This is a genomic window from Geodermatophilus sp. SYSU D00698 (assembly GCF_054050335.1).
In genome coordinates, this window is the sequence record NZ_JBJGZD010000011.1 from 128,169 (window position 1) to 149,042 (window position 20,874).

The following is a 20,874-nucleotide window of genomic DNA, read 5'->3' on the forward strand; positions in this document are numbered from 1 at the left end:
CGCAGCGGCGACGATGGCGGGATGGACGGCCGGAGCGAGTCCACCCGCCCCCGGCGCACGGCCCGCCGGGTGCCCGTGGCCGCGGCGCGCCGGCGGCTGCGTGGGCCGGCCTGGCTCGACGGGCCGATGACCAGCTGCCACCTGGTGATCGGCGCGGCCGGGCTGCTGCTGGCCATCGGGCTGGTCATGGTCTTCTCCGCCTCGGCGATCGAGGCCGCGCTGGCCGACCAGCCGGCCTGGCGCCCGGGCGTGGACCAGCTGCTGTTCGCCGCGCTCGGCCTGGTCGCCCTCGGCGTCGCGGTGCGGCTGCCGGCCGGGCTGGTGCGGCGCTGGTCGCCGGTCGCGCTGCTGGTCGTCGTCGTGCTGCTGGTGGCCGTGCTGGTCCCGGGCATCGGCGTGGAGTACAACGGCTCGCGGGCGTGGATCAGCCTCGGGTTCACCGACTTCCAGCCCTCCGAGCTGTCCAAGCTCGTCGTCTCCCTGTGGGGGGCGCACGTGCTGGCCGTGCACGGGCGGCACCTCACGGTGAAGACGCTGCTGCTCCCGCTGCTGCCGGTGTTCGGCCTGCTGTCCCTGCTCCTCATGCTCGAGCCGGACTTCGGCGCCGTGATCAGCCTGCTGCTCGTGGTCTCGGGCCTGCTCTACGCCGGGGGCATGCCCTGGCGGCTGTGGGCGGTAGGCGGCGCGACCGTGGTCACCGGCGTGGTGCTGCTGGTCGTGGCCGAGCCGTACCGGATGGAGCGGATCACCGCGTTCCTCCACCCCTTCGACGACCCCACCGACACCGGCTTCCAGGCCATCCGCGGCTTCTACGCGCTGGCCAACGGCGGCCTGTGGGGGGTGGGCCTGGGCAACAGCGCCATGAAGTGGAACCTGCTGCCCGAGGCCGAGTCGGACTACATCTTCGCGATCATCGGCGAGGAGCTCGGCTTCCTCGGCTGCCTGGTCGTGATCACCCTCTACGCGGTGCTGGCCTACGCCGGCTTCCGCATCGCCTGCCGCGCCACCGACCGCTTCGTGTCGCTGGCCAGCGTGGCGATCACCGTCTGGCTGGTCGGCCAGGCGGCCCTGAACATGGGCTACGTGGTGGGCCTGCTCCCGGTCACCGGGGTCACGCTGCCGCTGGTCTCCGCCGGTGGCACCTCGCTGGTGCTCACCCTCTTCATCGTGGGACTCCTCATCCGCTTCGCCCGATCCGAGCCCGACGCCATCGAGCACCTGCGCCGCACCCCCCGCGGCCGCCTCGCCCGCTGGCTGCTGCCCGTCCCCGCCCACGCCGTCGACCCGGTCCGGCCGCCCCGGTCCCGGCCCGGGCGCGCGCCCCGCCCGGTGCCCCGCCGCCCGGTGGAGGCCCACCCCGTGCGCCGGCCCGCCGAGGACCGCCCGGCCGAGCGCCGGGTGCCGCCCCCGCCCGCGCGCCGCCCCGACCGCGACCGGGTGCCCGCCCGGCCCGCCGACCGCGGCCCCGTGCGCCCGGCCGACCGCCCGGTGCGCCCCGCCGACCGTCCGGGACGGTCCCGGTGAGCGCGCCGTCGGTCGTCCTCGCCGGCGGCGGCACCGGCGGGCACATCGAGCCGATGCTGGCCCTGGCCGACGCCCTGCGGCGGCGGGACCCCGGCCTGCGGGTCACCTGCCTGGGCACCGCCCGCGGCATGGAGACCCGGCTGGTGCCCGCGCGCGGCTACGACCTGCGGCTGATCCCGCCGGTCCCGCTGCCGCGCAAGCCCACGCTGGACCTGCTGCGCGTGCCCGGCCGGGTGCGCCGCTCGGTCCGCGACACCCGCGCGCTGCTCGACGAGCTCGCCGCCGACGTCGTCGTCGGGTTCGGCGGCTACGTCGCGCTGCCGGCCTACCTGGCCGCGCGGCGGGCCGGCGTGCCGGTGGTCGTGCACGAGCAGAACGCGCTGCCCGGGCTGGCCAACCGGATCGGCGCGCGGATCGCCGCCCGGGTGGCGGTGACCGTGCCCGGCACGCCGCTGCACCGCGGCGAGCACGTCGGCATGCCGCTGCGGACGGCGATCAGCGGCCTGGACCGCGCCGCCCGCCGCGCCGAGGCGCGCGCCGCCTTCGGCCTGGACGCCGACCGGCCCACGCTGCTGGTGTTCGGCGGCTCGCAGGGCGCGGCCTCGCTCAACCGGGCGGCGGTCGCCGCGGCCGACGCGCTCACCGCCGCCGGGGTGCAGGTGCTGCACGCCCGCGGCCCGAAGAACACCGACGTCGAGGTGCCGCCGCGGCCGGCCGGCGCCGCGCCCTACGTCGTCGTCGACTACCTGGAGCGGATGGACCTCGCCTACGCAGCCGCGGACCTGGCGCTGTGCCGCTCGGGCGCGGTGACCGTGGCCGAGCTGTCCGCGGTCGGCCTGCCCGCGGCGTTCGTGCCGCTGCCCATCGGCAACGGCGAGCAGCGGCGCAACGCCCTGCCGGTGGTCGAGGCCGGCGGCGGGCTCCTGGTCGACGACGCCGACCTCTCGCCCGCCTGGATCGAGGCGACCCTGCTGCCCCTGCTCACCGACCCCGCGGCGCTGTCGGGGTACGCCGCGCACGCCGCCGCGGCCGGGGTCCCCGACGCGGACGAGCGGCTGGCCGACATCGTCCTGGAGGTGGCGAGCGGTGACCGCTGACGCGACCGCCGCGTGGTCCGGGCCGGTGCCCTCGCTGGAGCAGCTCGGCGCGGTGCACTTCATCGGCATCGGCGGCGCCGGCATGAGCGGCATCGCCCGCATCCTGCTGGCCCGCGGGGTGCCCGTCTCCGGCAGCGACCGGCGCGACACCCCGACCCTGCTGGCGCTGCGGGCCCTCGGCGCCCGGGTGGAGGTCGGGCACGACGCCGCGCACCTCGGCGACGCCGACAGCGTCGTCGTCTCCTCCGCGATCCGGGAGGACAACCCGGAGCTGGCCGCCGCACGCGCCCGCGGGCTGCGGGTGCTGCCGCGCGCGGTGGCGCTGGCCGCGGTGATGGCCGGGCGGCGCAGCGTCGCCGTCGCCGGCACCCACGGCAAGACCTCGACCACCTCGATGCTGACCGTCGCCGTACAGGCCTGCGGCGTCGACGCGTCGTTCGCCATCGGCGGCACGCTCAACGAGTCGGGCAGCAACGCGCACGCGGGGGAGGGCGACGTCTTCGTCGCCGAGGCCGACGAGAGCGACCGCTCGTTCCTGCTGCTGGCCCCGCACGGCGCGATCGTCACCAACGTCGAGGCCGACCACCTGGACAACTACGGCGACCTCGCCGCGGTCGAGGCGGCCTTCGACCGGTTCCTCGGCACGGTGGACCCCGCCGGGTTCGTCGTCCTGTGCGCCGACGACCCCGGCTCGGCCCGGCTGCGCGGCGTCCCGACGCCGGCCCGGGTGCGCACCTACGGCACCGCCGAGGACGCCGACCTGCGGATCGTCGACCTCGACGTCGGCCCCGACGCCACGAGCTGGACCGCGGTCCTCGACGGCGCGGTGCTCGGCCGGGTCCGGATCCGGGTGCCCGGCGAGCACATGGCCCGCAACAGCGCCGCCGCGCTGCTGGCCGGGCTCGGGCTCGGCCTGCCCGCCGACGGGCTGGTCACCGGGCTCGAGCGCTTCGGCGGGGTGCACCGCCGGTTCGAGCTCAAGGGCGTCGCCGCCGGCGTCCGGGTCTACGACGACTACGCCCACCACCCAACCGAGGTGACCGCCCAGCTGCACGCCGCCCGTGCGGTGGCGGGGGAGGGGAGGGTGGTCGTGGCGTTCCAGCCGCACCTGTACAGCCGCACCCGCGAGTTCGCCGGCGCCTTCGGCGAGGCCCTGGGCCTGGCCGACGAGGTGGTGGTGATGGACGTCTACGGCGCCCGGGAGGACCCGGTGCCCGGCGTCACCGGCGCGCTGGTCGCCGACGCCGTGCCGCTGCCGCCCGACCGGGTGGCCTTCGAGCCGTCCTGGTCGGCGGCCGCCCCGGCGCTCGCCGACCGCGCCCGCCCCGGCGACGTGGTCATCACCATGGGCGCCGGCAACGTCTCGATGCTCGGCCCCGAGGTGCTCACCGCCCTCGGTGGCGGGGCCGCCGGCGCGGAGGGTGCGGCGCGGTGAGCCGCACCGGCCTGACGACCGCCGACCGGGAGCGCGGGGTCCCGGCCGACGTCGCCCGGCCGGCCCGCCGCCGACGCCGGCGGGACAGCCCGGCCGACCGACGCCGCCGTCGCGTCCTGGGAGCCGCGGTCGCGCTCGTGCTCGTCGCCGCGGCGGGCTGGGCCGTGTGGGCCAGCCCGCTGCTGGCCGTGCGGACCGTCCGCGTCGACGGCGCCACCACGCTCACCGCCGAGCAGGTGCGCACCGCCGCGGGCGTCCAGGAGGGCACGCCGCTGCTGCGGGTCGACACCGACGCCGCCGCCGCGCGGGTGGCCCGGCTGCCGCAGGTGGCCGACGTCACGGTCACCCGCGGCTGGCCGCGCAGCGTCGTGGTGACCGTGGTCGAGCGGCGGCCGGTCGCCGTCGTCGAGCAGGCCGGCACGCGCTCCCTGGTCGACCGCGACGGTGTGCCGTTCGACACCGTCACCGGCGAGGTGCCCGACGGCGTCGTCCCGCTCGACGTCGCCACGCCGGGCCCGGACGACCCGGCCACCCGCGCCGCGCTCAGTGCGCTCGTGTCGCTGCCGGCCGACGTCCGCGGGCGGGTCACCGGCGTGCAGGCCACCACCGGCGAGGACGTGACGCTCGCCCTCGCCGACGGCACCACCGTCGTCTGGGGCGGCGCGGACGGCGCCGACACGAAGGCCGCGGCGGTGGTCGCGCTGCTGGACCAGGTCGCGTCCGGGGTGATCGAGCCGGCGACGACGATCGACGTCAGCTCGCCACGCGCCGTCGTCCTGCGCTGAGCCGGCGGACCGCTCGCGCTCCGTGTGCGGCCGTTCGCGGACGGCAGCCGGAGCGGCGCGCCGCCGACACGCCGGTCCTCGCGACACGCCCGACACGCTGCACGGGTCAGATTCACCTCCGTGCCGCCGGCGTCCCGGGTCTCGACCTCGGGATGAGGCCTGCGACAGGCGGGTCGTCACCGACGGTGGTGCAGTTGTGACACCGGGGTCGTCAGGTGACGGTGGGGTGTCGCCCTGGCGACACGCCGGGCCGGGGAGGGTGCTTGTAGGGCCCGACGCGGCCCACCTAACTTCGTCCGCGTCGACCCAGTTGACATAACACTAAGTCTGTACTTGAGGATGAGGGTCGAGGTCGGGAGCCCCACATGACACCTCCGCACAACTACCTCGCGGTCATCAAGGTCGTCGGCATCGGCGGCGGCGGTGTGAACGCGGTCAACCGGATGATCGAGGTCGGTCTGAAGGGGGTGGAGTTCATCGCCATCAACACCGACGCCCAGGCGCTGTTGATGAGCGACGCCGACGTCAAGCTCGACGTCGGCCGCGAGCTCACCCGCGGCCTCGGCGCCGGCGCGCAGCCCGACGTCGGCCGCCAGGCCGCCGAGGACCACCGCGAGGAGATCGAGGAGGTGCTCAAGGGCGCCGACATGGTCTTCGTGACCGCCGGCGAGGGCGGCGGCACCGGCACCGGCGGTGCGCCGGTGGTCGCCTCGATCGCCCGCAAGCTCGGCGCGCTCACCATCGGCGTGGTCACCCGGCCGTTCTCCTTCGAGGGCAAGCGCCGCGCGGTCCAGGCCGAGTCGGGGATCGAGGAGCTGCGCAACGAGTGCGACACGCTCATCGTCATCCCCAACGACCGGCTGCTGCAGCTCGGCGACCGCAACGTCAGCGTGATGGACGCCTTCCGCACCGCCGACCAGGTGCTCCTCTCCGGTGTCCAGGGCATCACCGACCTGATCACCACCCCCGGCCTGATCAACCTCGACTTCGCCGACGTCAAGTCGGTCATGTCCGGCGCCGGGTCGGCGCTCATGGGCATCGGCAGCGCCCGCGGGGACAACCGCGCGCTGCTCGCCGCGGAGCAGGCCATCGCCAGCCCGCTGCTGGAGGCCTCGATGGAGGGCGCCCACGGCGTCCTGCTCTCTATCTCCGGCGGCTCCGACCTCGGCCTGTTCGAGATCAACGAGGCCGCCTCGCTGGTCTCCGACGCCGCCCACGCCGACGCCAACATCATCTTCGGTGCGGTCATCGACGACGCCCTGGGCGACGAGGTCCGCGTGACCGTCATCGCCGCGGGCTTCGACGGCGGCCGGCCCTCCGCCCGCAAGGACGCCACCGTCGCGGCCACCCCGGCCCCCGCCCCGGCCGCCCCGCCGGCGCCGAGCCGGTTCGGCGGCAGCCCGCCGCCGGTGGCGTCGGCCGCGCCGCGCGCGACGGGGGAGCGCCTGGTCCCGTCGGCGCCCGCGGTCGCCCCGGTGCCCGTCAGCCCGGCCCCGGTCCGCCCGGCCCCGCCGGCCGGCGGGGGGATCACCGTCCCGCCGCTGCCGCCGGTGCAGAACGCCGCGGCTGCCGCCGCGGGCCGCCGGCCGCTGGGCAACGAGGACTTCGAGGAGGAGCTCGACATCCCGGAGTTCCTGCGTCAGTGAGGGAGGAGTCCAACTCCTCGGCCCCCTCGCAGGGGCCCGCCGCGAGCGTGCGGGCGGTGGGGGGCGAGGGGGCCCTTCGTCCGCCGGCGGTGCGACCCCGCCGGGTCGTCACCGACCGGCGGGGCGGCCGCTCGCGTGCGCCCTACGACTCGTTCAACCTCGGCGGCCACGTCGGCGACGACCCGGCCGACGTCGCCGCCAACCGGGAGCGGCTCGCCCGCGAGCTGGGCGTGCCCGGCGACCGGCTGGTGTGGATGGACCAGGTCCACGGCACCGGCGTCGCGGTCGTCGACGGCCCGGCCGACCGGCCGCTGCCGGCGACCGACGCCCTGGTGACCCGCACCCCCGGCCTGGTGCTGTGCGTGCTGGTCGCCGACTGCGTGCCGGTGCTGCTGGCCGACCCGGTCGCCGGCGTCGTCGCCGCCGTCCACGCCGGCCGGGAGGGGGTCCGGCAGGGCGTCGTCCCGGCCACCCTGGCGGCCATGGCCCGGCTGGGCAGCCGCCCGGCCGACACCACCGCGCTGCTCGGCCCGGCCGTCTGCGGCGCCTGCTACGAGGTCCCGCGGGAGATGCAGGCGCAGGTGGCCCGGGTGGCGCCCGCGGCCGCCGTGCGCACGCGCAGGGGCGCGCCGGGGCTCGACCTGCGCGCCGGGCTCGCCGAGCTGCTCGGCCGCGCGGGACTGGCCCAGGTGGTGCACGACCCGCGCTGCACCGTCGAGGACCGGCGGCTGTACAGCCACCGCCGCGACGGCGTCACCGGCCGCCAGGCCGGCGTCACCTGGCTCGGCTGACGGTCGCCGCCGCGCGGGATGATCGTCCCGTGACCACCCCGGCCGACCGCCTGCGCGCCGTCCGCGAGCGCATCGCCGCCGCCGCCCGCGCCGCCGGGCGCGACCCCGCCTCGGTGGCGCTGGTGGCCGTGAGCAAGACGCGGACGGCCGGCGACGTCCGCGAGCTCGCCGCGCTCGGCCAGGCGGCGTTCGGCGAGAACCGCGCCCAGGAGCTCACCGCGAAGGTGGCCGACCTCGCCGACCTGCCGCTCGAGTGGCACTTCGTCGGCCAGCTGCAGCGCAACAAGGCCGCCGCAGTCGCCCGCACCGGCGCCGTCGTCCACTCCGTCGACCGGCTGCCGCTGGCCCGGGCCCTCGCCCGCGCGGGGGAGGAGGCCGCCCGGCCGGTGGAGGTCTTCGTGCAGGTCGACCTCGGCGGGGCGGCCGGGGAGATCGCCGAGCGCGGCGGCGCCGCACCGGACGACGTCCCCGCCCTCGCCGACGCCGTCGCCGGCCTGCCCGGCCTGCGGCTGCGCGGCCTCATGGCCGTCGCCCCGCGGGACGAGCAACCCGCCCCCGCCTTCGCCCGGCTGGCCGCCCTCGCCGACCGCGTGCGCGCCGACCACCCCGGCGCCGCGGAGCTGTCCGCCGGCATGAGCGGCGACCTGGAGGAGGCGATCGCGGCCGGCGCCACGCTCGTGCGTGTCGGAACCGCGCTCTTCGGTCCCCGGCCCCTACCCTCGCCCGCAGTCACACCAGTCACAGGGGTCCCACCCGGGACGCCGGAGGAGGTCGTCTGATGGCCGGTGCCATGCGGAAGATGGGCATCTACCTCGGACTCGTCGAGGACGACGACGCCCGCGCCTACGGGCGCTACGACGCCCGCCAGCCCGACCACCACGACCGGTACGACGAGGGCCGCTACGACGAGGGCCGCTACGACGAGGGCCGCTACGACGACGGCCGGTACGACGAGGGGCGCTACGACGGCGCCCGCTACGACTCCGGGCGCCTGGAGGCCCCGCGGCTGGACGCGGGCCGGTACGACTCGGGCCGTTACGACGAGCGCCGCTACGACCGGTTCGACGACTCCTACCCCGGTGACCGCGCCGACGAGGGCCGCCGTCCCGCCGGCGACCGGCTCGACGGCGACCGCTTCGACGACCACCACGCCGGCGACCGTGCCGACGAGGACCGCCCCGGCCCGCGCGTCGCCGCGCCGGCCGCGTCCGAGCCCGCCCCCCTGCGCCGCGCGGGCGCGACCCGTCTCGGCCTGGCGCAGCAGCCGCCGTCGGCCGCGACCCCGGCCGCGGCCTCGGGCCCGTCCCGGCTGGGCTCGGTGAGCGGCGGCACCGGGGGCGCGGCCGCCGGCCTGGCCGCCCGCGAGCCGGTCGCCGCGCCGGAGCCGGCGCCCGTGGCGCAGCCCTACCGGATCACCGCGCTGCACCCGAAGACCTACAACGAGGCCCGCGCGATCGGCGAGGCGTTCCGCGAGGGCAGCCCGGTCATCATGAACCTGACCGAGCTCGACCACGCCGACGCGCGGCGACTGGTGGACTTCGCTGCAGGGCTCGTCTTCGGACTGCGCGGTAGCATCGAGCCCGTCACGGCCAAGGTGTTCCTGCTCAGCCCGCGGGACGTCGACGTGACGGCCGAGGACAAGGCCAAGATCCGCGAGGGCGGGTCCTTCCCCGAGTCCTGAGCCGTCGGCCGGGGCGCGGAGGGCAGGCAGAGACGGCACCGCAGGTGCCCCGGGACGAGCGAGGACAGTGGCTCTCTTCTGGCAGATCGTGTCGTCGATCCTGCTCGTCTTCCTGATCCTGCTGTTCGCGCGTTTCGTCGTGGACTGGGTGATGGTGCTGGCGCGCAGCTGGCGCCCGTCCGGCTTCGTCGCCGCGGGCCTGGAGGTCGTGTACGCGACCACCGACCCGCCGCTCAAGGCGATCCGGAAGGTGATCCCGCCCCTGAACCTGGGGTCCATCCGCCTGGACCTCGCGTTCATGGTGTTATTGATCGCCGTCTACATCCTGCGGAGCATCACGTCCGGTCTCGCCCTCACCGCGTGACCGACGTGCGCGCGCCCCGCGCGTGATCCGACAGAACCCGTATCCGCCGTCCGACCCGAGGTGAGCCCCTTGCCACTCACGCCAGCCGACGTGCACAACGTCGTCTTCAAGAAGCCGCCGATCGGTAAGCGTGGCTACGACGAGGACGAGGTCGACGCGTTCCTCGACGTGGTGGAGGCCGAGCTCGCCCGCCTCATCGAGGAGAACAACGAGCTGCGCGCGGGCTCGGGCACCGGCCGTGTCGCCGCCCAGCCGGTCGCCCCGGAGCCGGCCCCGGCTCCCGCCCCGGTCCCGCCGCCGGCGGCGCGCGAGGACGACACCACGCGCGCGTCCCGGATGCTGGCGCTGGCGTCGGAGACCGCGGACCGCTACGTCAACGAGGCCAAGGCCCAGGCCGACCAGATGGTCGCCGGCGCCAAGACCCAGAGCGACCGGATGGTCGCCGAGGCCCGCGCCAAGAGCGAGCAGATGGTCAACGAGGCGCGGCAGCGCGCCGAGTCGATGGTGAACGACGCCCGCACCCGCGCCGACACGATGGAGCGCGAGGCGCGCGCCAAGGCCGCCGCCCTCGACCAGGACGCCGAGCGCCGGCACCGCGAGGTCATGGGCCCCCTCGAGGAGAAGCGGCAGAACCTCGAGCGCAAGATCGAGGAGCTGCGGACCTTCGAGCGCGAGTACCGCACCCGCTTCCGGTCCTACCTCGAGTCGCACCTGCGCGACCTCGACGCCCGCGGCTCCGCCGAGCCGTCGTCGGCCAGCCGGCAGACGCAGCACGCGCCCGCCTGACAGCACCCGCACAGGGCCCCCGGACCACCGGTCCGGGGGCCCTGTCGCGTCCCGGGGCCGGTCCGCGCGGGCGACGGCGCCGGGGACGCGGAGGGCCCCGGACGTCGCGTCCGGGGCCCTCCGCCCGCCTGCACCCCGCTGCCGGCGCGGGGACCTCCCTCAGCCCTTGACGCTCCCGGCCAGCAGGCCCCGCACGAAGTAGCGCTGGAGGCCCAGGAACACCGCCAGCGGCAGCACGATGGAGACGAACGCCCCCGCCGCGAGCAGGTACCAGTCCGAGCCGCGGGTGCCGGCGAGCTCGGCGACCCGCACGGTCAGCGGCACGACGTCGGGCGCGCCACCGGCGAAGGTCAGCGCGACGAGCAGGTCGTTCCACACCCACAGGAACTGGAAGACGGCGAACGCCGCGATGGCCGGCGTCAGCAGCGGCAGCAGCACCTGGAAGAAGATCTTCACGTGGCCGGCACCGTCCATCCGGGCGGCCTCCACCAGGGAGGGCGGGATCTCCTTCATGAAGTTGTGCAGCAGGAAGACCGCCAGCGGCAGCGCGAAGATCGAGTGCGACAGCCAGATGGTCCAGAAGGAGCCGGCCAGCCCGGTGTCCACGTAGAGGCTCAGCAGCGGGATGAGCGTCACCTGGATCGGCACGACCTGCAGGGCGAACACGGCGACGAACAGGATGTTGCGTCCCCGGAACGGGATCCACGCGAACGCGTAGGCCGCCAGCAGCGCCAGTGAGATCGGGATGACGACCGCCGGCAGCGTGATCACCAGCGAGTTCACGAACAGCGAGGCGAAGTTCGTCCCGCCGCCGTAGAGGACCTCGTTGTAGTTGTCGACGGTGAACGTCGGGTCGGTGAACACCGTCCACCAGCCGGAGCGGCGGATGTCGAGCTCCGGCCGGAAGGAGGTGATGAGCAGGCCGAGGGTCGGCACCGTCCACAGCACCGCGATGACCAGCGCGATGACCGACGCCGCGGGCGAGCTGAGCTTCGTCCGGGCGGCGACCGCGCGGCGCTCGGCCCGGGTGAGCCGGCGCTCGTCGGCGGGGACGGGCGCCATGACCGGGGTGGTCGTGGTCATCGGATCTCCTCGGCGAGACGCAGCTGTCGGACGTTGTAGGCGATGATCGGGACGACCAGCACGAACAGCAGGACGGCGAGGGCCGCGCCCAGACCGACGTTGAACTGGCGGAAGGCCTGCGTGTAGAACTCGTTGGCCACGACGCTGGTGCCGAACTGGCCACCGGTCATCGTCCGCACCACGTCGAAGACCTTGAGCGTCACGATCGCGACCGTCGTCAGCACCACGACCAGGGCGGGCCGGATGCTGGGCACGGTGACGTAGCGGAACATCTGGAGGCCGCTGACGCCGTCGAGGCGGGCGGCCTCGACGATGTCGTCGGGGATGGCCTTGATGGCCGCCGACAGCACGGTCATGGCGAAGCCGGCCTGGATCCAGATCATCACGACGATCAGGTAGAAGGTGTTCGACGGCGCGTCGAGCAGGAACTGCCGCGGCTCGATGCCGACCATGACCAGCAGCTGGTTGAGCAGGCCGATCTGGTTCACGCCGGGCTGGTCGGGGCGGTACTCGTAGACGAACTTCCAGATGACGCCGGCGCCCACCATCGAGATCGCCATCGGGAGGAACACCAGCGCCTTGGCCAGGCCCTCGAACCGCGTGCGGTCGACCAGGTAGGCGTAGACCAGCCCGAGGCCGGTGGTCACCAGCGGGACGAGGACGACCCACAGGAGCGTGTTGAGCAGCACGGTCTGGAAGTTGTCCTCGGTGAAGACCGTGACGTAGTTGTCCAGGCCGACGAACTCCGAGCCGTCCCGGTCGTAGAACGACCCGCGGATGGTGTCGAGGGCGGGGTAGACCAGGCCCACCGCGAGCAGCAGGAGCGTCGGGCCGACGAAGCCGGCCGCGACGACCCAGTTCGGCACCCGCCGGGGCCGGTCGACGGCGAACAGGATCGCCGCCATCACGGCGGCGAACAGGAGGATGGCGACCACCATCAGGGCGATCTTGTGCCCCGTGGTGCTCGCGTCGAGGAACCACTGCACGGCTGACGACCTCTCTCCGGCAACGGAGGGCCGGGGGGACCGCAGCCGTGACTGCGGTCCCCCCGGTCTCCAGGGATGGGTACGGCGGTCCCGTCAGCCGGTGGCTGCCGGGACCGCGGGGATCAGGCCGTCGGCCAGGCGTTCTCGACGTCGGTGAGGACCTGCTGGGTCGGCTTGTCGGACGCGATCCAGTTGGTCAGCTCGGTCCACAGCGCACCGGCACCGATCTCACCGGGCATCAGGTCCGACCCGTCGAAGCGGAAGACGGCGTCCGGGTTCTGAAACTGCTCGGCGGCCAGCTGGTCGATCGGCGAGACGAGGTTCCCGACGTCGAGGCCGGTGTTGGCGCTGACCCAGCCGGGGCCGGAGACCTGGGCCTTGACGTTGGCCCAGTCCGCCGAGGACAGGTAGGTCTGGAACGCCTGGGTCGCCGGGTCGTCGTTGAACGCCGCGGTGAACTCGCCACCGCCGAGCACGGGGGCCGCACCGTCGCCCTCGATGGCCGGCAGCGGGAAGGCGAAGACGTCGCCGTCCTCGGCGACCTCGGTGCCCTCGGGCCAGTTGGCCTGGTAGAAGGACGCCTGGCGGTGCATCCAGCAGCTGCCGTCGAGGATGGGCAGGCCCGCGTCGCCGAACTCGGTGGAGGCGATGGACTGCACCTCGCCGAGGCCGCCGTTGACGTAGGCGGGGTTCTTCAGGATGCCGCCGACGGTGTCCAGCGCCTCGACGATCTGCGGGTCGTCGAACGGGATCTCGTGGGCGACCCACTGGTCGTAGACGTCGGGACCGGCGGTGCGCAGGACGACGTCCTCCAGCCAGTCGGTGGCCGGCCAGCCGGTCGCGTCACCGGAGCCGATGCCGGCGCACCAGGGCTTGGCGCCGGAGGCGGCGATCTCGTCGGAGAGCGCGACCATCTCGTCCCAGGTCGTCGGGACCTCGTAGCCGGCGTCCTCGAACGCCGACGGGGAGTACCAGACGAAGGACTTGGCGTTGGCGCCCAGCGGAGCCGCGTAGAAGGTGCCGTCGACGGTGCCGTAGGCCTTCCAGCTCTCGTCCCAGTACTCGTCGACGTTCGCCTCGACCTGCTGCGGGGCCGGGACGACGGCGCCGGTGCCGGCGAGCGTCGCCAGCAGACCCGGCTGCGGGATGAAGGCGATGTCGGGGGCGTTGCCGCTCTGGACGCGGACGACGAGCTGCGCCTCGAACTCGCGCGAGCCCTCGTACTGCACGTCGATCCCCGTGCACTCCTCGAACGGCACGTAGGAGTCGATGTGGGGCTGGTCCTCGGGGTCGACGATCGACGTGTAGACGCTCACCGTCTCGCCCTCGACGTCGCCGAACTCCTCGTACGGAGCGCAGTCGATCGTCAGGTCGGAGGCAGCCGCCGTCCCGCCGCCGCCCCCGCTGGTCTCACTGGCGCCGCAGCCGGCGAGCACCAGTGCCACGCCCAGGCCGCCGGCCAGCGCACCCTTGCGCCGGCCTGTCGCGCGCATCGTCATGTACGTCCCTTCAGGGTTCCCGCGGTCGTCGACCGCGGCGTGTGGTCACGTGCGAACGGGCCGGTCAGCTGCCGGCCCGTCTGGTACGCCGGGGGACCATAACCTCGCGGCCGACGCCGTCCGGGCACGTTGCCGAAACCGTTATGCAACGCGTGCCCCGTCCGGGGGAGGAGACCCCGGTCACGGTCCGCGCAGGTCACGGGCCGGTCACGGTCGGCGGCCCGGACGGGTGCTGCCCGGGCGGGGCGCTGGTCCCCGGCGAACGCTGCGTGTCACAGTGGGCGCGCTCTGCACCGGCGCAGAAGGGATGCTGAACGAACGCCATGGCCGCCATCACCTACGACCGGGCCACGCTCGTGTACCCGGCGGCGACCCGCCCGTCGGTCGACGCGCTCGACCTGTCCATCGCCGACGGCGAGTTCCTCGTCCTGGTCGGCCCGTCGGGCTGCGGCAAGTCCACGTCGCTGCGGATGCTGGCCGGCCTCGAGGACGTCACCGACGGGTCGATCCGCATCGGCGACCGGGACGTCACGCACCTCCCGCCCAAGGAGCGGGACATCGCGATGGTCTTCCAGAACTACGCGCTGTACCCGCACATGACGGTGGCCGACAACATGGCCTTCGCGCTCAAGATCGCCGGCATGTCCAAGGAGGACCGGCTGACCCGGGTGCGCGAGGCGGCCCGGCTGCTCGACCTGGAGCAGTACCTCGACCGCAAGCCCAAGGCGCTCTCGGGCGGCCAGCGGCAGCGGGTGGCCATGGGCCGGGCGATCGTGCGCAACCCGCAGGTCTTCCTCATGGACGAGCCGCTGTCCAACCTCGACGCCAAGCTCCGCGTGCAGACCCGCACCGAGATCGCCGCCCTGCAGCGCCGGCTCGGGACGACGACGGTCTACGTCACCCACGACCAGGTCGAGGCCATGACCATGGGCGACCGGGTCGCGGTCCTCAAGGAGGGCGTCCTCCAGCAGGTGGACACCCCGCGCGCGCTCTACGACCGGCCGGTCAACGAGTTCGTCGCCGGTTTCATCGGCTCCCCGGCCATGAACCTCGTCACCGTGCCGCTGCGCGAGGGCGGCGCCGTCCTCGGCGGCCACCCGGTGCCGCTCTCCCGCTCGGTGCTCGACGTCCTCGCCCAGGACGGCGGGGGGACCGCCACGCTCGGCTTCCGGCCCGAGGCCGTCCAGTTCGTCGGGGCCGGGGAGGGGTTCCCGGTCGAGGTCCAGGTGGTGGAGGAGCTCGGCTCAGACGCCTTCGCCTACGGACGGCTCCGGGCCGCGGGCGGCATCGAGGCCGCAGAGGGCACCGAGCGACCCCTGGTGCTGCGGGCCGACGCGCGCCGGCCCCCGGCCAAGGGTGAGGTCGTGCACGTGGCGATCCGCCCGGGCGAGGCGCACGTCTTCTCCGCCCTGACCGGACGGCGGATCGGCCATGCCGGGGACTGACCGGCGCCCGGCGCCCGGGAGCCGCCGGTGATCGTCGCCGCGGCGCTGCTGGTCCTCGCGGGCCTCGCGCTGTTCGTGCTCGGCGTCGTCACCGCCGTCACCGCCTGGTACTGGGCCTGCGTCGGCGCCTGCGCCCTCGCCGCGGTCCTGCTGGTGGTCGCCCGGCTGCGCGCCCCCGCAGGCACCCGCGTCCCGGCCGCCGGCCGCACCCCGGACCGCACGGACGCCCCTCCCCGCACGGAGCGGACCAGCACGGAGCGGACCGGCACGGAGCGGACCAGCACGGAGCCGGCCCGCTCAGCCGGGCGGACCGCGGACCGGCCCGCGGAGGCGCCGCGGACGGGCGAGGCGCCCGCCGCGCCGGTCCGTGCCGAGGAGGCCGCGGCCGGCGAGCCCGCCCCGGCGGAGCGGCCGGCCCGCGCCGGGCGGCACGAGGCCCCCGAGACCGACGGGCCACCCGCCGGGCCCGCCGCCGAGGCGCCCGCCCGGGCCCCCGCGCAGCCCGCCCGCGGCGCCGCCACGGGCGCGTCCCTCAACGGCGGCGACACCCCGGAGGAGGACGTCGAGGTCACCGACCTGCTCCTGGTCGTGGACCTGACCGACGAGGTGCTCGTCGTCGACGAGCACCCGCGCTACCACCTGGCCGACTGCCCCTGGCTGGCCGGCCGGGAGACGATCCCGCTGCCGGTGGACGAGGCGCGCACCGACGGGTTCACCCCGTGCGCGGTTTGCGGACCGGACGCGCACCTGGCCACCGTCGAGCGCGCCCGCAGGGCCGCCCGCCGCGGCTGACCGCGGCGGGCGGCCGCGTCAGGCCGCCGCGTCAGGCGGCCACGAGGTCAGGCCCGGGCGAGCCAGAAGCGGGAGCCGTTCGGCCCCTCGACGCCGGCACCCTCACCCGCGGTGCCCGCGTGGACGGCGGTGGCGAGCACCTCGCCGGCCAGCTGCTCGCCGGACGCGGTGAGCGCCTCGGCCATCGGCCCGTCGGCGGTCCACCACAGCTCGATCCGGTCGCTGACCGCCAGGCCCGCGTTCTTGCGGGCCTCCTGCACCAGCCGCACCGCCTCGCGGACCAGCCCGGCCCGCTCCAGCTCCGGGGTGAGCGTGAGGTCCAGCGCCACGGTCAGCCCGGCGGCGCTGGCCACCGTCCAGCCCTCGCGCGGGGTCTCGGTGACCACCAGGTCGCCCTCGGCCAGCGGCACCGCCCCGCCGTCGACGTCGACCGACGCCGTCCCGGCCCGGTAGGCCGCGACCAGGGCGGCGGGGTCGGCCGCGGCGACGGCCTTCGCCACCGCCTGCACCTGCTTGCCCAGCCGCCGCCCGACGGCGCGGAAGTCGACCTTGACGCTGACGTCGACCAGGTCGCCGCCCACCGCCGCCAGCTCGTCGAGCTCGGCCACGTTGAGCTCGTCGGCGACCTCGGCCACCAGGTCGCGGCCCATCGCGGACCAGCCGGGCGCGGCGACCAGCGCCCGCGCCAGCGGCTGGCGGGTGCGCACCTTCGCCGAGGTCCGCGCCGCCCGGCCCAGCTCCACCAGCCGGCGCACCAGGTCCACCTGCGCCACCAGCTGCGGGTCGCGGGCGTCCTCGTCGACGGCCGGCCAGGACGCCAGGTGCACCGAGTCCGGGGCGTCGTCGCCGAGGCCGGGCCGCACGACGCGCGTCCAGACCTCCTCGGTGACGAACGGGGTGAACGGCGCCATCAGCCGGGTCAGCCCGTCGAGCACCTCGTGCAGGGTGCCCAGCGCCGAGGGGTCGCCGTCCCAGAACCGGCGCCGCGAGCGGCGGACGTACCAGTTGGACAGGTCGTCGACGAACTGCGCGAGCAGCCGCCCGGCGCCCTGGGTGTCGAAGGCCTCCAGCGCGTCGGTGACGCCCTCGGTGACCGCGGCCAGCTGGGCGAGCGCCCAGCGGTCCAGCAGCGGCCGCTCGGCACGCGGGGGAGCGGGGGAGGCGGCCGGGTCCCAGCCGTTGGTCTCGGCGTACAGGGTGAGGAAGCTGGCGGTGTTCCAGTAGGTCAGCAGGACCTTGCGGACCACCTCGGACAGCGTCTCGTGCCCGACCCGCCGCGCCGACCACGGCGAGCCGCCGGCCAGCATGAACCAGCGGACGGCGTCGGCGCCGTGCCGGTCCATGAGCGGGATCGGCTCGAGGATGTTGCCCAGGTGCTTGCTCATCTTGCGGCCGTCCTCGGCGAGGATGTGGCCCAGGCACAGCACGTCCTCGTAGGAGCTGCGGCCGAACACCAGCGTGCCGACGGCCATCAGCGAGTAGAACCAGCCGCGGGTCTGGTCGATCGCCTCGCAGATGAACTGCGCCGGGTAGGCCGCCTCGAACTCCTCCCGGTTCCGGTGCGGCGCGCCCCACTGCGCGAAGGGCATGGAGCCGGAGTCGTACCAGGCGTCGATGACCTGCGGCACGCGCCGGTAGGTCCCCTCCTCGCCGGGGCGGGTGAAGGTCACCTCGTCGATGAAGGGGCGGTGCGGGTCCAGGTCGGACAGGTCGCGGCCGGCCAGCTCCGACAACTCCGCCAGCGAGCCGACGACGACCGTGCGGGACGGGTCGGCGTCGTTGCGCCAGATCGGCAGCGGGGTGCCCCAGTACCGGTCACGGGACAGCGCCCAGTCGACGTTGTTGTTCAGCCAGTCGCCGTAGCGGCCCCACTGGATGGTCTCGGGGTGCCAGTGCGTCTTCTCGTTCTCGGCGAGCAGCTGGTCCTTGACCGCGCTGGTGCGGATGTACCAGGACGGCTGCGCGTAGTACATGAGCGGCGTGTGGCAGCGCCAGCAGTGCGGGTAGCTGTGCTCGTAGCGCTGCTCGCGCCACAGGACGCCGCGCTGCTGCAGGTCGACGACGAGGGCGTCGTCGGCGGCCTTGAAGAAGCGCCCGCCGACCAGCGGCACCTCCGGCAGGAAGTGGCCGGAGGCGTCGATGGGGTTGACCACCGGCAGGCCGTAGGCGCGGCAGACGGCGAGGTCGTCGGCGCCGAACGCGGGGGACTGGTGGACCAGGCCGGTGCCGTCGTCGGTGGTGACGTAGTCGGCGAGGACGACGTAGTGCGCGTCCTGTGGCCGACCGTCGGGGCCCTCGGGGAAGTCGACCAGCTCGAACGGGCGCCGGTAGTGGGTGCGCTCCCAGTCGCGGCCGGTCGTGCGCGCCAGCACCTCGACGTCGTCGGTGTCGCCGAAGACGGCGCCCAGCAGCGGCTCGGCGACGACGAGGGTGGGGCGGGCCGGGTCGGAGTTGTCGCGCGCCACCAGGTACGTGACGTCGGGGTGCACCGCGACGGCGGTGTTCGACGGCAGCGTCCACGGCGTCGTCGTCCAGACCAGCAGGTCGGCCTTCCCGGCCCACTCGCCGTCGGTGACCGGCAGCCGGACGTACACCGAGGGGTCGGTGATCGACTCGTAGCCCTGGGCGACCTCGTGGTCGGACAGGCCGGTGCCGCAGCGCGGGCAGTACGGGGCGACGCGGTGGTCCTCGACCAGCAGGCCCTTGTCGAAGACCTGCTTGAGCGACCACCAGACGCTCTCGATGTAGGAGGGGTCCATCGTCCAGTACGCGGTGGACATGTCGACCCAGTAACCCATGCGGCGGGTGAGGTCGCTGAACGCGTCCACGTGCCGCATGACCGACTCGCGGCAGCGGGCGTTGAACTCGGCGATGCCGTAGCGCTCGATGTCGGGCTTGCCGGCGAAGCCGAGCTCCTGCTCGACGGCGATCTCGACCGGCAGGCCGTGGCAGTCCCAGCCGGCGCGGCGGGGCACGTGCCAGCCCTGCATCGTCTTGAAGCGGGGGAAGACGTCCTTGAACGCCCGGGCCTCGATGTGGTGGGTGCCCGGGCGCCCGTTGGCGGTGGGCGGGCCCTCGTAGAAGACCCACTGCGGGCGGCCCTGCGAGGCCTCCAGCGACCGGGCGAAGACGTCGGCGTCCTCCCAGCGGCGCAGCACGTCCTGCTCGAGCGCGGGCAGGTCGACCTGGGGCGGCAGCGCACGGAACGGAGAGCTCACGGACCGATCCTCCCACCCGGCCCTCCCCTCGTCCCCGAGCCGTCGAGCCCGTCCGCGTGCAGGCGCGGCGGGCCGGACGCGGTCGTACGGGAGACTGGCCGCCATGGGTGGCGGGCGGTGAACACCACGGTCACCCTCGCCCTCGCCGTCGGGGCGCTGGTCGTGCTGGTGGCCGCCGTCGCCCTGCGGCTCGCCGACCGCCTCGGCCTGCCCAGCCTGCTGCTCTACCTGGCCCTCGGCGTGGCGCTGGGCGAGAGCGGTCTCGGGGTCCAGTTCGAGGACTACCGGCTCACGCACACGCTGGCGTACGCCGCACTCCTCGTCATCCTCGCCGAGGGAGGCCTGACGACGCGGTGGGCCGACGTCCGTCGGGCGGTCGGACCCGGGGTCTCGCTGTCCACCGTCGGTGTGGCGGTCAGCGTGGGCCTGACCGCGGCCATCGGGGTCCTGGTCCTGGGCTTCGACTGGGGCTTCGCCCTCCTGCTTGCCGCGGTCATCAGCTCGACCGACGCCGCCGCCGTCTTCGCGACCCTGCGGCGGCTGCCTCTCCCGCGCCGGGTGGCCGCCTCCCTCGAGGCCGAGAGCGGCCTCAACGACGCCCCGGTCATCCTGCTCGTGACCGTGCTGGCCGAGTCGCTCGCGGGGGCGGCGACGCAACCGTGGTGGCTGGTCGGCCTGGTGGTGGTCGTCGAGCTCATCGGAGGCGCCGTCATCGGGGTCGGGATCGGCTTCGGGGGTGCGGCGCTGCTGCGCCGGGTGGCGCTCTCCGTGGCCGGGTTCTACCCACTGGCGACACTGGCGCTCTGCGTGCTCGCGTACTCGTCGGCGTCACTGGCGCACACCTCCGGCTTCGTCGCGGTCTACCTGTGCGGTCTGGTGCTGGGCAACGCCACGCTGCCGCACCGGGCGGCGAGCATCGGGTTCGCCGAGGGCATGGCCTCCCTCGCCCAGATCGGCCTGTTCGTGCTGCTCGGTCTCCTCGTCTCCCCGGGCCGGCTGCCCGAGGCCGTGGGACCGGCGCTCGTCGTGGGCGGCGCGCTGCTGCTGCTCGCCCGGCCCCTGTCGGTGGTGGCCAGCCTGGTGTGGTTCCGCTTCCCGTGGGCGCAGCAGGCGTTCATCTCCTGGGCCGGCCTGCGCGGAGCGGTGCCGATCGTGGCGGCGATCATCCCGCTGACCGCGGAGGTCCCGAGGGCGACGACCGTCTTCGACACCGTCTTCGTGCTGGTCGTCGTCTTCACCCTCGTGCAGGGGTGGTCGCTGCCGTGGGTGGCGCGGCGCCTGCGGATCGCCACCCCGGTCACCCCCCGTGACGTGCAGGTCGAGGCGGCGCCGCTGGAGGAGCTGGACGCCGAGATGATGCAGCTGACCGTGCCCGAGGGCTCGCGGCTGCACGGCGTCTACCTGCCCGAGCTGCGGCTGCCCGAGGACGCCGCGGTGGTGCTCATCGTCCGCGACGGCCGCTCGTTCGTGCCGGACGCGACCACCCGGCTCATGCGTGGTGACCAGGCGCTGCTGGTGTCGGCCCGCCGCTCCCGCCCGGAGGCCGAGCGCCGGCTGCGGGCGGTCAGCCGCGCGGGCCGGCTGGCCACCTGGCGCGGCGAGCAGGGCGCCGCGACCGAGGCCGACTGAGCGGCCCCCGGACGACGACTGCGGGGGGGGGGGGGGGGGGGGGGGGGGGGGGGGGGGGGGGGGGGGGGGGGGGGGGGGCGGGGCGCGCGCGCGCGGGCGGCGCGGTGCGCGGG

At 75.2% G+C, this 20,874-nt stretch carries 17 protein-coding genes; 13 read left to right on the plus strand and 4 right to left on the minus strand.

From position 1 onward, the window contains the following. Positions 1–21: 21 nt before the first annotated feature. The 10 genes from ftsW (at position 22) to ACI8AB_RS12410 (ending at position 10,109) form a co-directional block, all read left to right on the plus strand. The gene (ftsW, locus tag ACI8AB_RS12365) at positions 22–1,524 is read left to right on the plus strand and encodes a putative lipid II flippase FtsW (RefSeq protein WP_456950364.1); all 1,503 of its coding nucleotides are present in this window, start codon (positions 22–24) and stop codon (positions 1,522–1,524) included. Beyond that, positions 1,521–2,621, plus strand: coding sequence for an undecaprenyldiphospho-muramoylpentapeptide beta-N-acetylglucosaminyltransferase (murG, locus tag ACI8AB_RS12370; protein WP_456950365.1), 1,101 nt, complete (start codon positions 1,521–1,523; stop codon positions 2,619–2,621). The genes ftsW and murG overlap by 4 nt, the downstream gene beginning before the upstream one ends. After that, positions 2,611–4,056 (plus strand): UDP-N-acetylmuramate--L-alanine ligase, encoded by a 1,446-nt coding sequence (gene murC / locus ACI8AB_RS12375; RefSeq protein ID WP_456950366.1) that lies wholly within the window; start codon positions 2,611–2,613, stop codon positions 4,054–4,056. Before murG ends, murC begins: the two co-directional genes overlap by 11 nt. Beyond that, positions 4,053–4,841: a cell division protein FtsQ/DivIB gene (locus tag ACI8AB_RS12380; RefSeq protein ID WP_456950367.1), complete on the plus strand. Its 789-nt coding sequence runs from the start codon at positions 4,053–4,055 to the stop codon at positions 4,839–4,841. Before murC ends, ACI8AB_RS12380 begins: the two co-directional genes overlap by 4 nt. 365 nt (positions 4,842–5,206) lie before the next feature. Then, positions 5,207–6,487, plus strand: coding sequence for a cell division protein FtsZ (gene ftsZ / locus ACI8AB_RS12385; RefSeq protein WP_456950368.1), 1,281 nt, complete (start codon positions 5,207–5,209; stop codon positions 6,485–6,487). Between the two features lie 89 nt (positions 6,488–6,576). Further along, a complete protein-coding gene (gene pgeF, locus ACI8AB_RS12390; RefSeq protein WP_456950369.1) occupies positions 6,577–7,278 on the plus strand; it encodes a peptidoglycan editing factor PgeF in 702 nt (233 codons plus the stop codon). 29 nt (positions 7,279–7,307) lie between these two features. After that, complete coding sequence (locus ACI8AB_RS12395) at positions 7,308–8,057, plus strand: YggS family pyridoxal phosphate-dependent enzyme (RefSeq protein WP_456950370.1); 750 nt, start codon at positions 7,308–7,310, stop codon at positions 8,055–8,057. Further along, positions 8,057–8,959, plus strand: coding sequence for a cell division protein SepF (locus tag ACI8AB_RS12400; RefSeq protein WP_456950371.1), 903 nt, complete (start codon positions 8,057–8,059; stop codon positions 8,957–8,959). The genes ACI8AB_RS12395 and ACI8AB_RS12400 overlap by 1 nt, the downstream gene beginning before the upstream one ends. Positions 8,960–9,026: 67 nt before the next feature. After that, positions 9,027–9,323 (plus strand): YggT family protein, encoded by a 297-nt coding sequence (locus tag ACI8AB_RS12405; protein ID WP_073422422.1) that lies wholly within the window; start codon positions 9,027–9,029, stop codon positions 9,321–9,323. Positions 9,324–9,383: 60 nt separating this feature from the next. Beyond that, complete coding sequence (locus ACI8AB_RS12410) at positions 9,384–10,109, plus strand: DivIVA domain-containing protein (protein WP_456903225.1); 726 nt, start codon at positions 9,384–9,386, stop codon at positions 10,107–10,109. Positions 10,110–10,268: 159 nt separating this feature from the next. On the opposite strand, the gene ACI8AB_RS12415 is transcribed toward ACI8AB_RS12410, so the two are convergent. The 3 genes from ACI8AB_RS12415 to ACI8AB_RS12425 form a co-directional block, all read right to left on the minus strand. Beyond that, complete coding sequence (locus ACI8AB_RS12415; protein ID WP_387994369.1) at positions 10,269–11,192, minus strand: carbohydrate ABC transporter permease; 924 nt, start codon at positions 11,190–11,192, stop codon at positions 10,269–10,271. Then, positions 11,189–12,178, minus strand: a complete 990-nt coding sequence (locus ACI8AB_RS12420) for a carbohydrate ABC transporter permease (RefSeq protein ID WP_456950372.1) — start codon at positions 12,176–12,178, stop codon at positions 11,189–11,191. Before ACI8AB_RS12420 ends, ACI8AB_RS12415 begins: the two co-directional genes overlap by 4 nt. Positions 12,179–12,300: 122 nt before the next feature. After that, positions 12,301–13,671: an ABC transporter substrate-binding protein gene (locus ACI8AB_RS12425; protein ID WP_456950373.1), complete on the minus strand. Its 1,371-nt coding sequence runs from the start codon at positions 13,669–13,671 to the stop codon at positions 12,301–12,303. Between the two features lie 329 nt (positions 13,672–14,000). On the opposite strand from ACI8AB_RS12425, the gene ACI8AB_RS12430 reads away from it, so the two are divergent. Continuing rightward, complete coding sequence (locus ACI8AB_RS12430; protein ID WP_456950374.1) at positions 14,001–15,122, plus strand: ABC transporter ATP-binding protein; 1,122 nt, start codon at positions 14,001–14,003, stop codon at positions 15,120–15,122. Between the two features lie 27 nt (positions 15,123–15,149). Continuing rightward, complete coding sequence (locus ACI8AB_RS12435; protein ID WP_456950375.1) at positions 15,150–15,914, plus strand: hypothetical protein; 765 nt, start codon at positions 15,150–15,152, stop codon at positions 15,912–15,914. A 47-nt stretch (positions 15,915–15,961) separates the two neighbouring features. Here ACI8AB_RS12435 and ileS read toward each other — a convergent pair whose 3' ends face one another. Further along, the gene (ileS, locus tag ACI8AB_RS12440; RefSeq protein ID WP_456950376.1) at positions 15,962–19,132 is read right to left on the minus strand and encodes an isoleucine--tRNA ligase; all 3,171 of its coding nucleotides are present in this window, start codon (positions 19,130–19,132) and stop codon (positions 15,962–15,964) included. 117 nt (positions 19,133–19,249) lie between these two features. On the opposite strand from ileS, the gene ACI8AB_RS12445 reads away from it, so the two are divergent. Next, positions 19,250–20,761: a potassium/proton antiporter gene (locus tag ACI8AB_RS12445; RefSeq protein ID WP_456950377.1), complete on the plus strand. Its 1,512-nt coding sequence runs from the start codon at positions 19,250–19,252 to the stop codon at positions 20,759–20,761. The last annotated feature ends 113 nt before the right edge of the window (positions 20,762–20,874 follow it).

What these genes read in the sequence shown, in the direction of transcription:
- ftsZ (WP_456950368.1), top strand. Translation starts at nt 5,207, where the DNA reads ATGACACCTCCGCACAACTACCTCGCGGTCATCAAGGTCGTCGGCATC.
- ACI8AB_RS12415 (WP_387994369.1), bottom strand. Translation starts at nt 11,192, where the DNA reads ATGACCACGACCACCCCGGTCATGGCGCCCGTCCCCGCCGACGAGCGC.
- ACI8AB_RS12430 (WP_456950374.1), top strand. Translation starts at nt 14,001, where the DNA reads ATGGCCGCCATCACCTACGACCGGGCCACGCTCGTGTACCCGGCGGCG.
- ACI8AB_RS12425 (WP_456950373.1), bottom strand. Translation starts at nt 13,671, where the DNA reads ATGCGCGCGACAGGCCGGCGCAAGGGTGCGCTGGCCGGCGGCCTGGGC.
- ftsW (WP_456950364.1), top strand. Translation starts at nt 22, where the DNA reads ATGGACGGCCGGAGCGAGTCCACCCGCCCCCGGCGCACGGCCCGCCGG.
- ACI8AB_RS12400 (WP_456950371.1), top strand. Translation starts at nt 8,057, where the DNA reads ATGGCCGGTGCCATGCGGAAGATGGGCATCTACCTCGGACTCGTCGAG.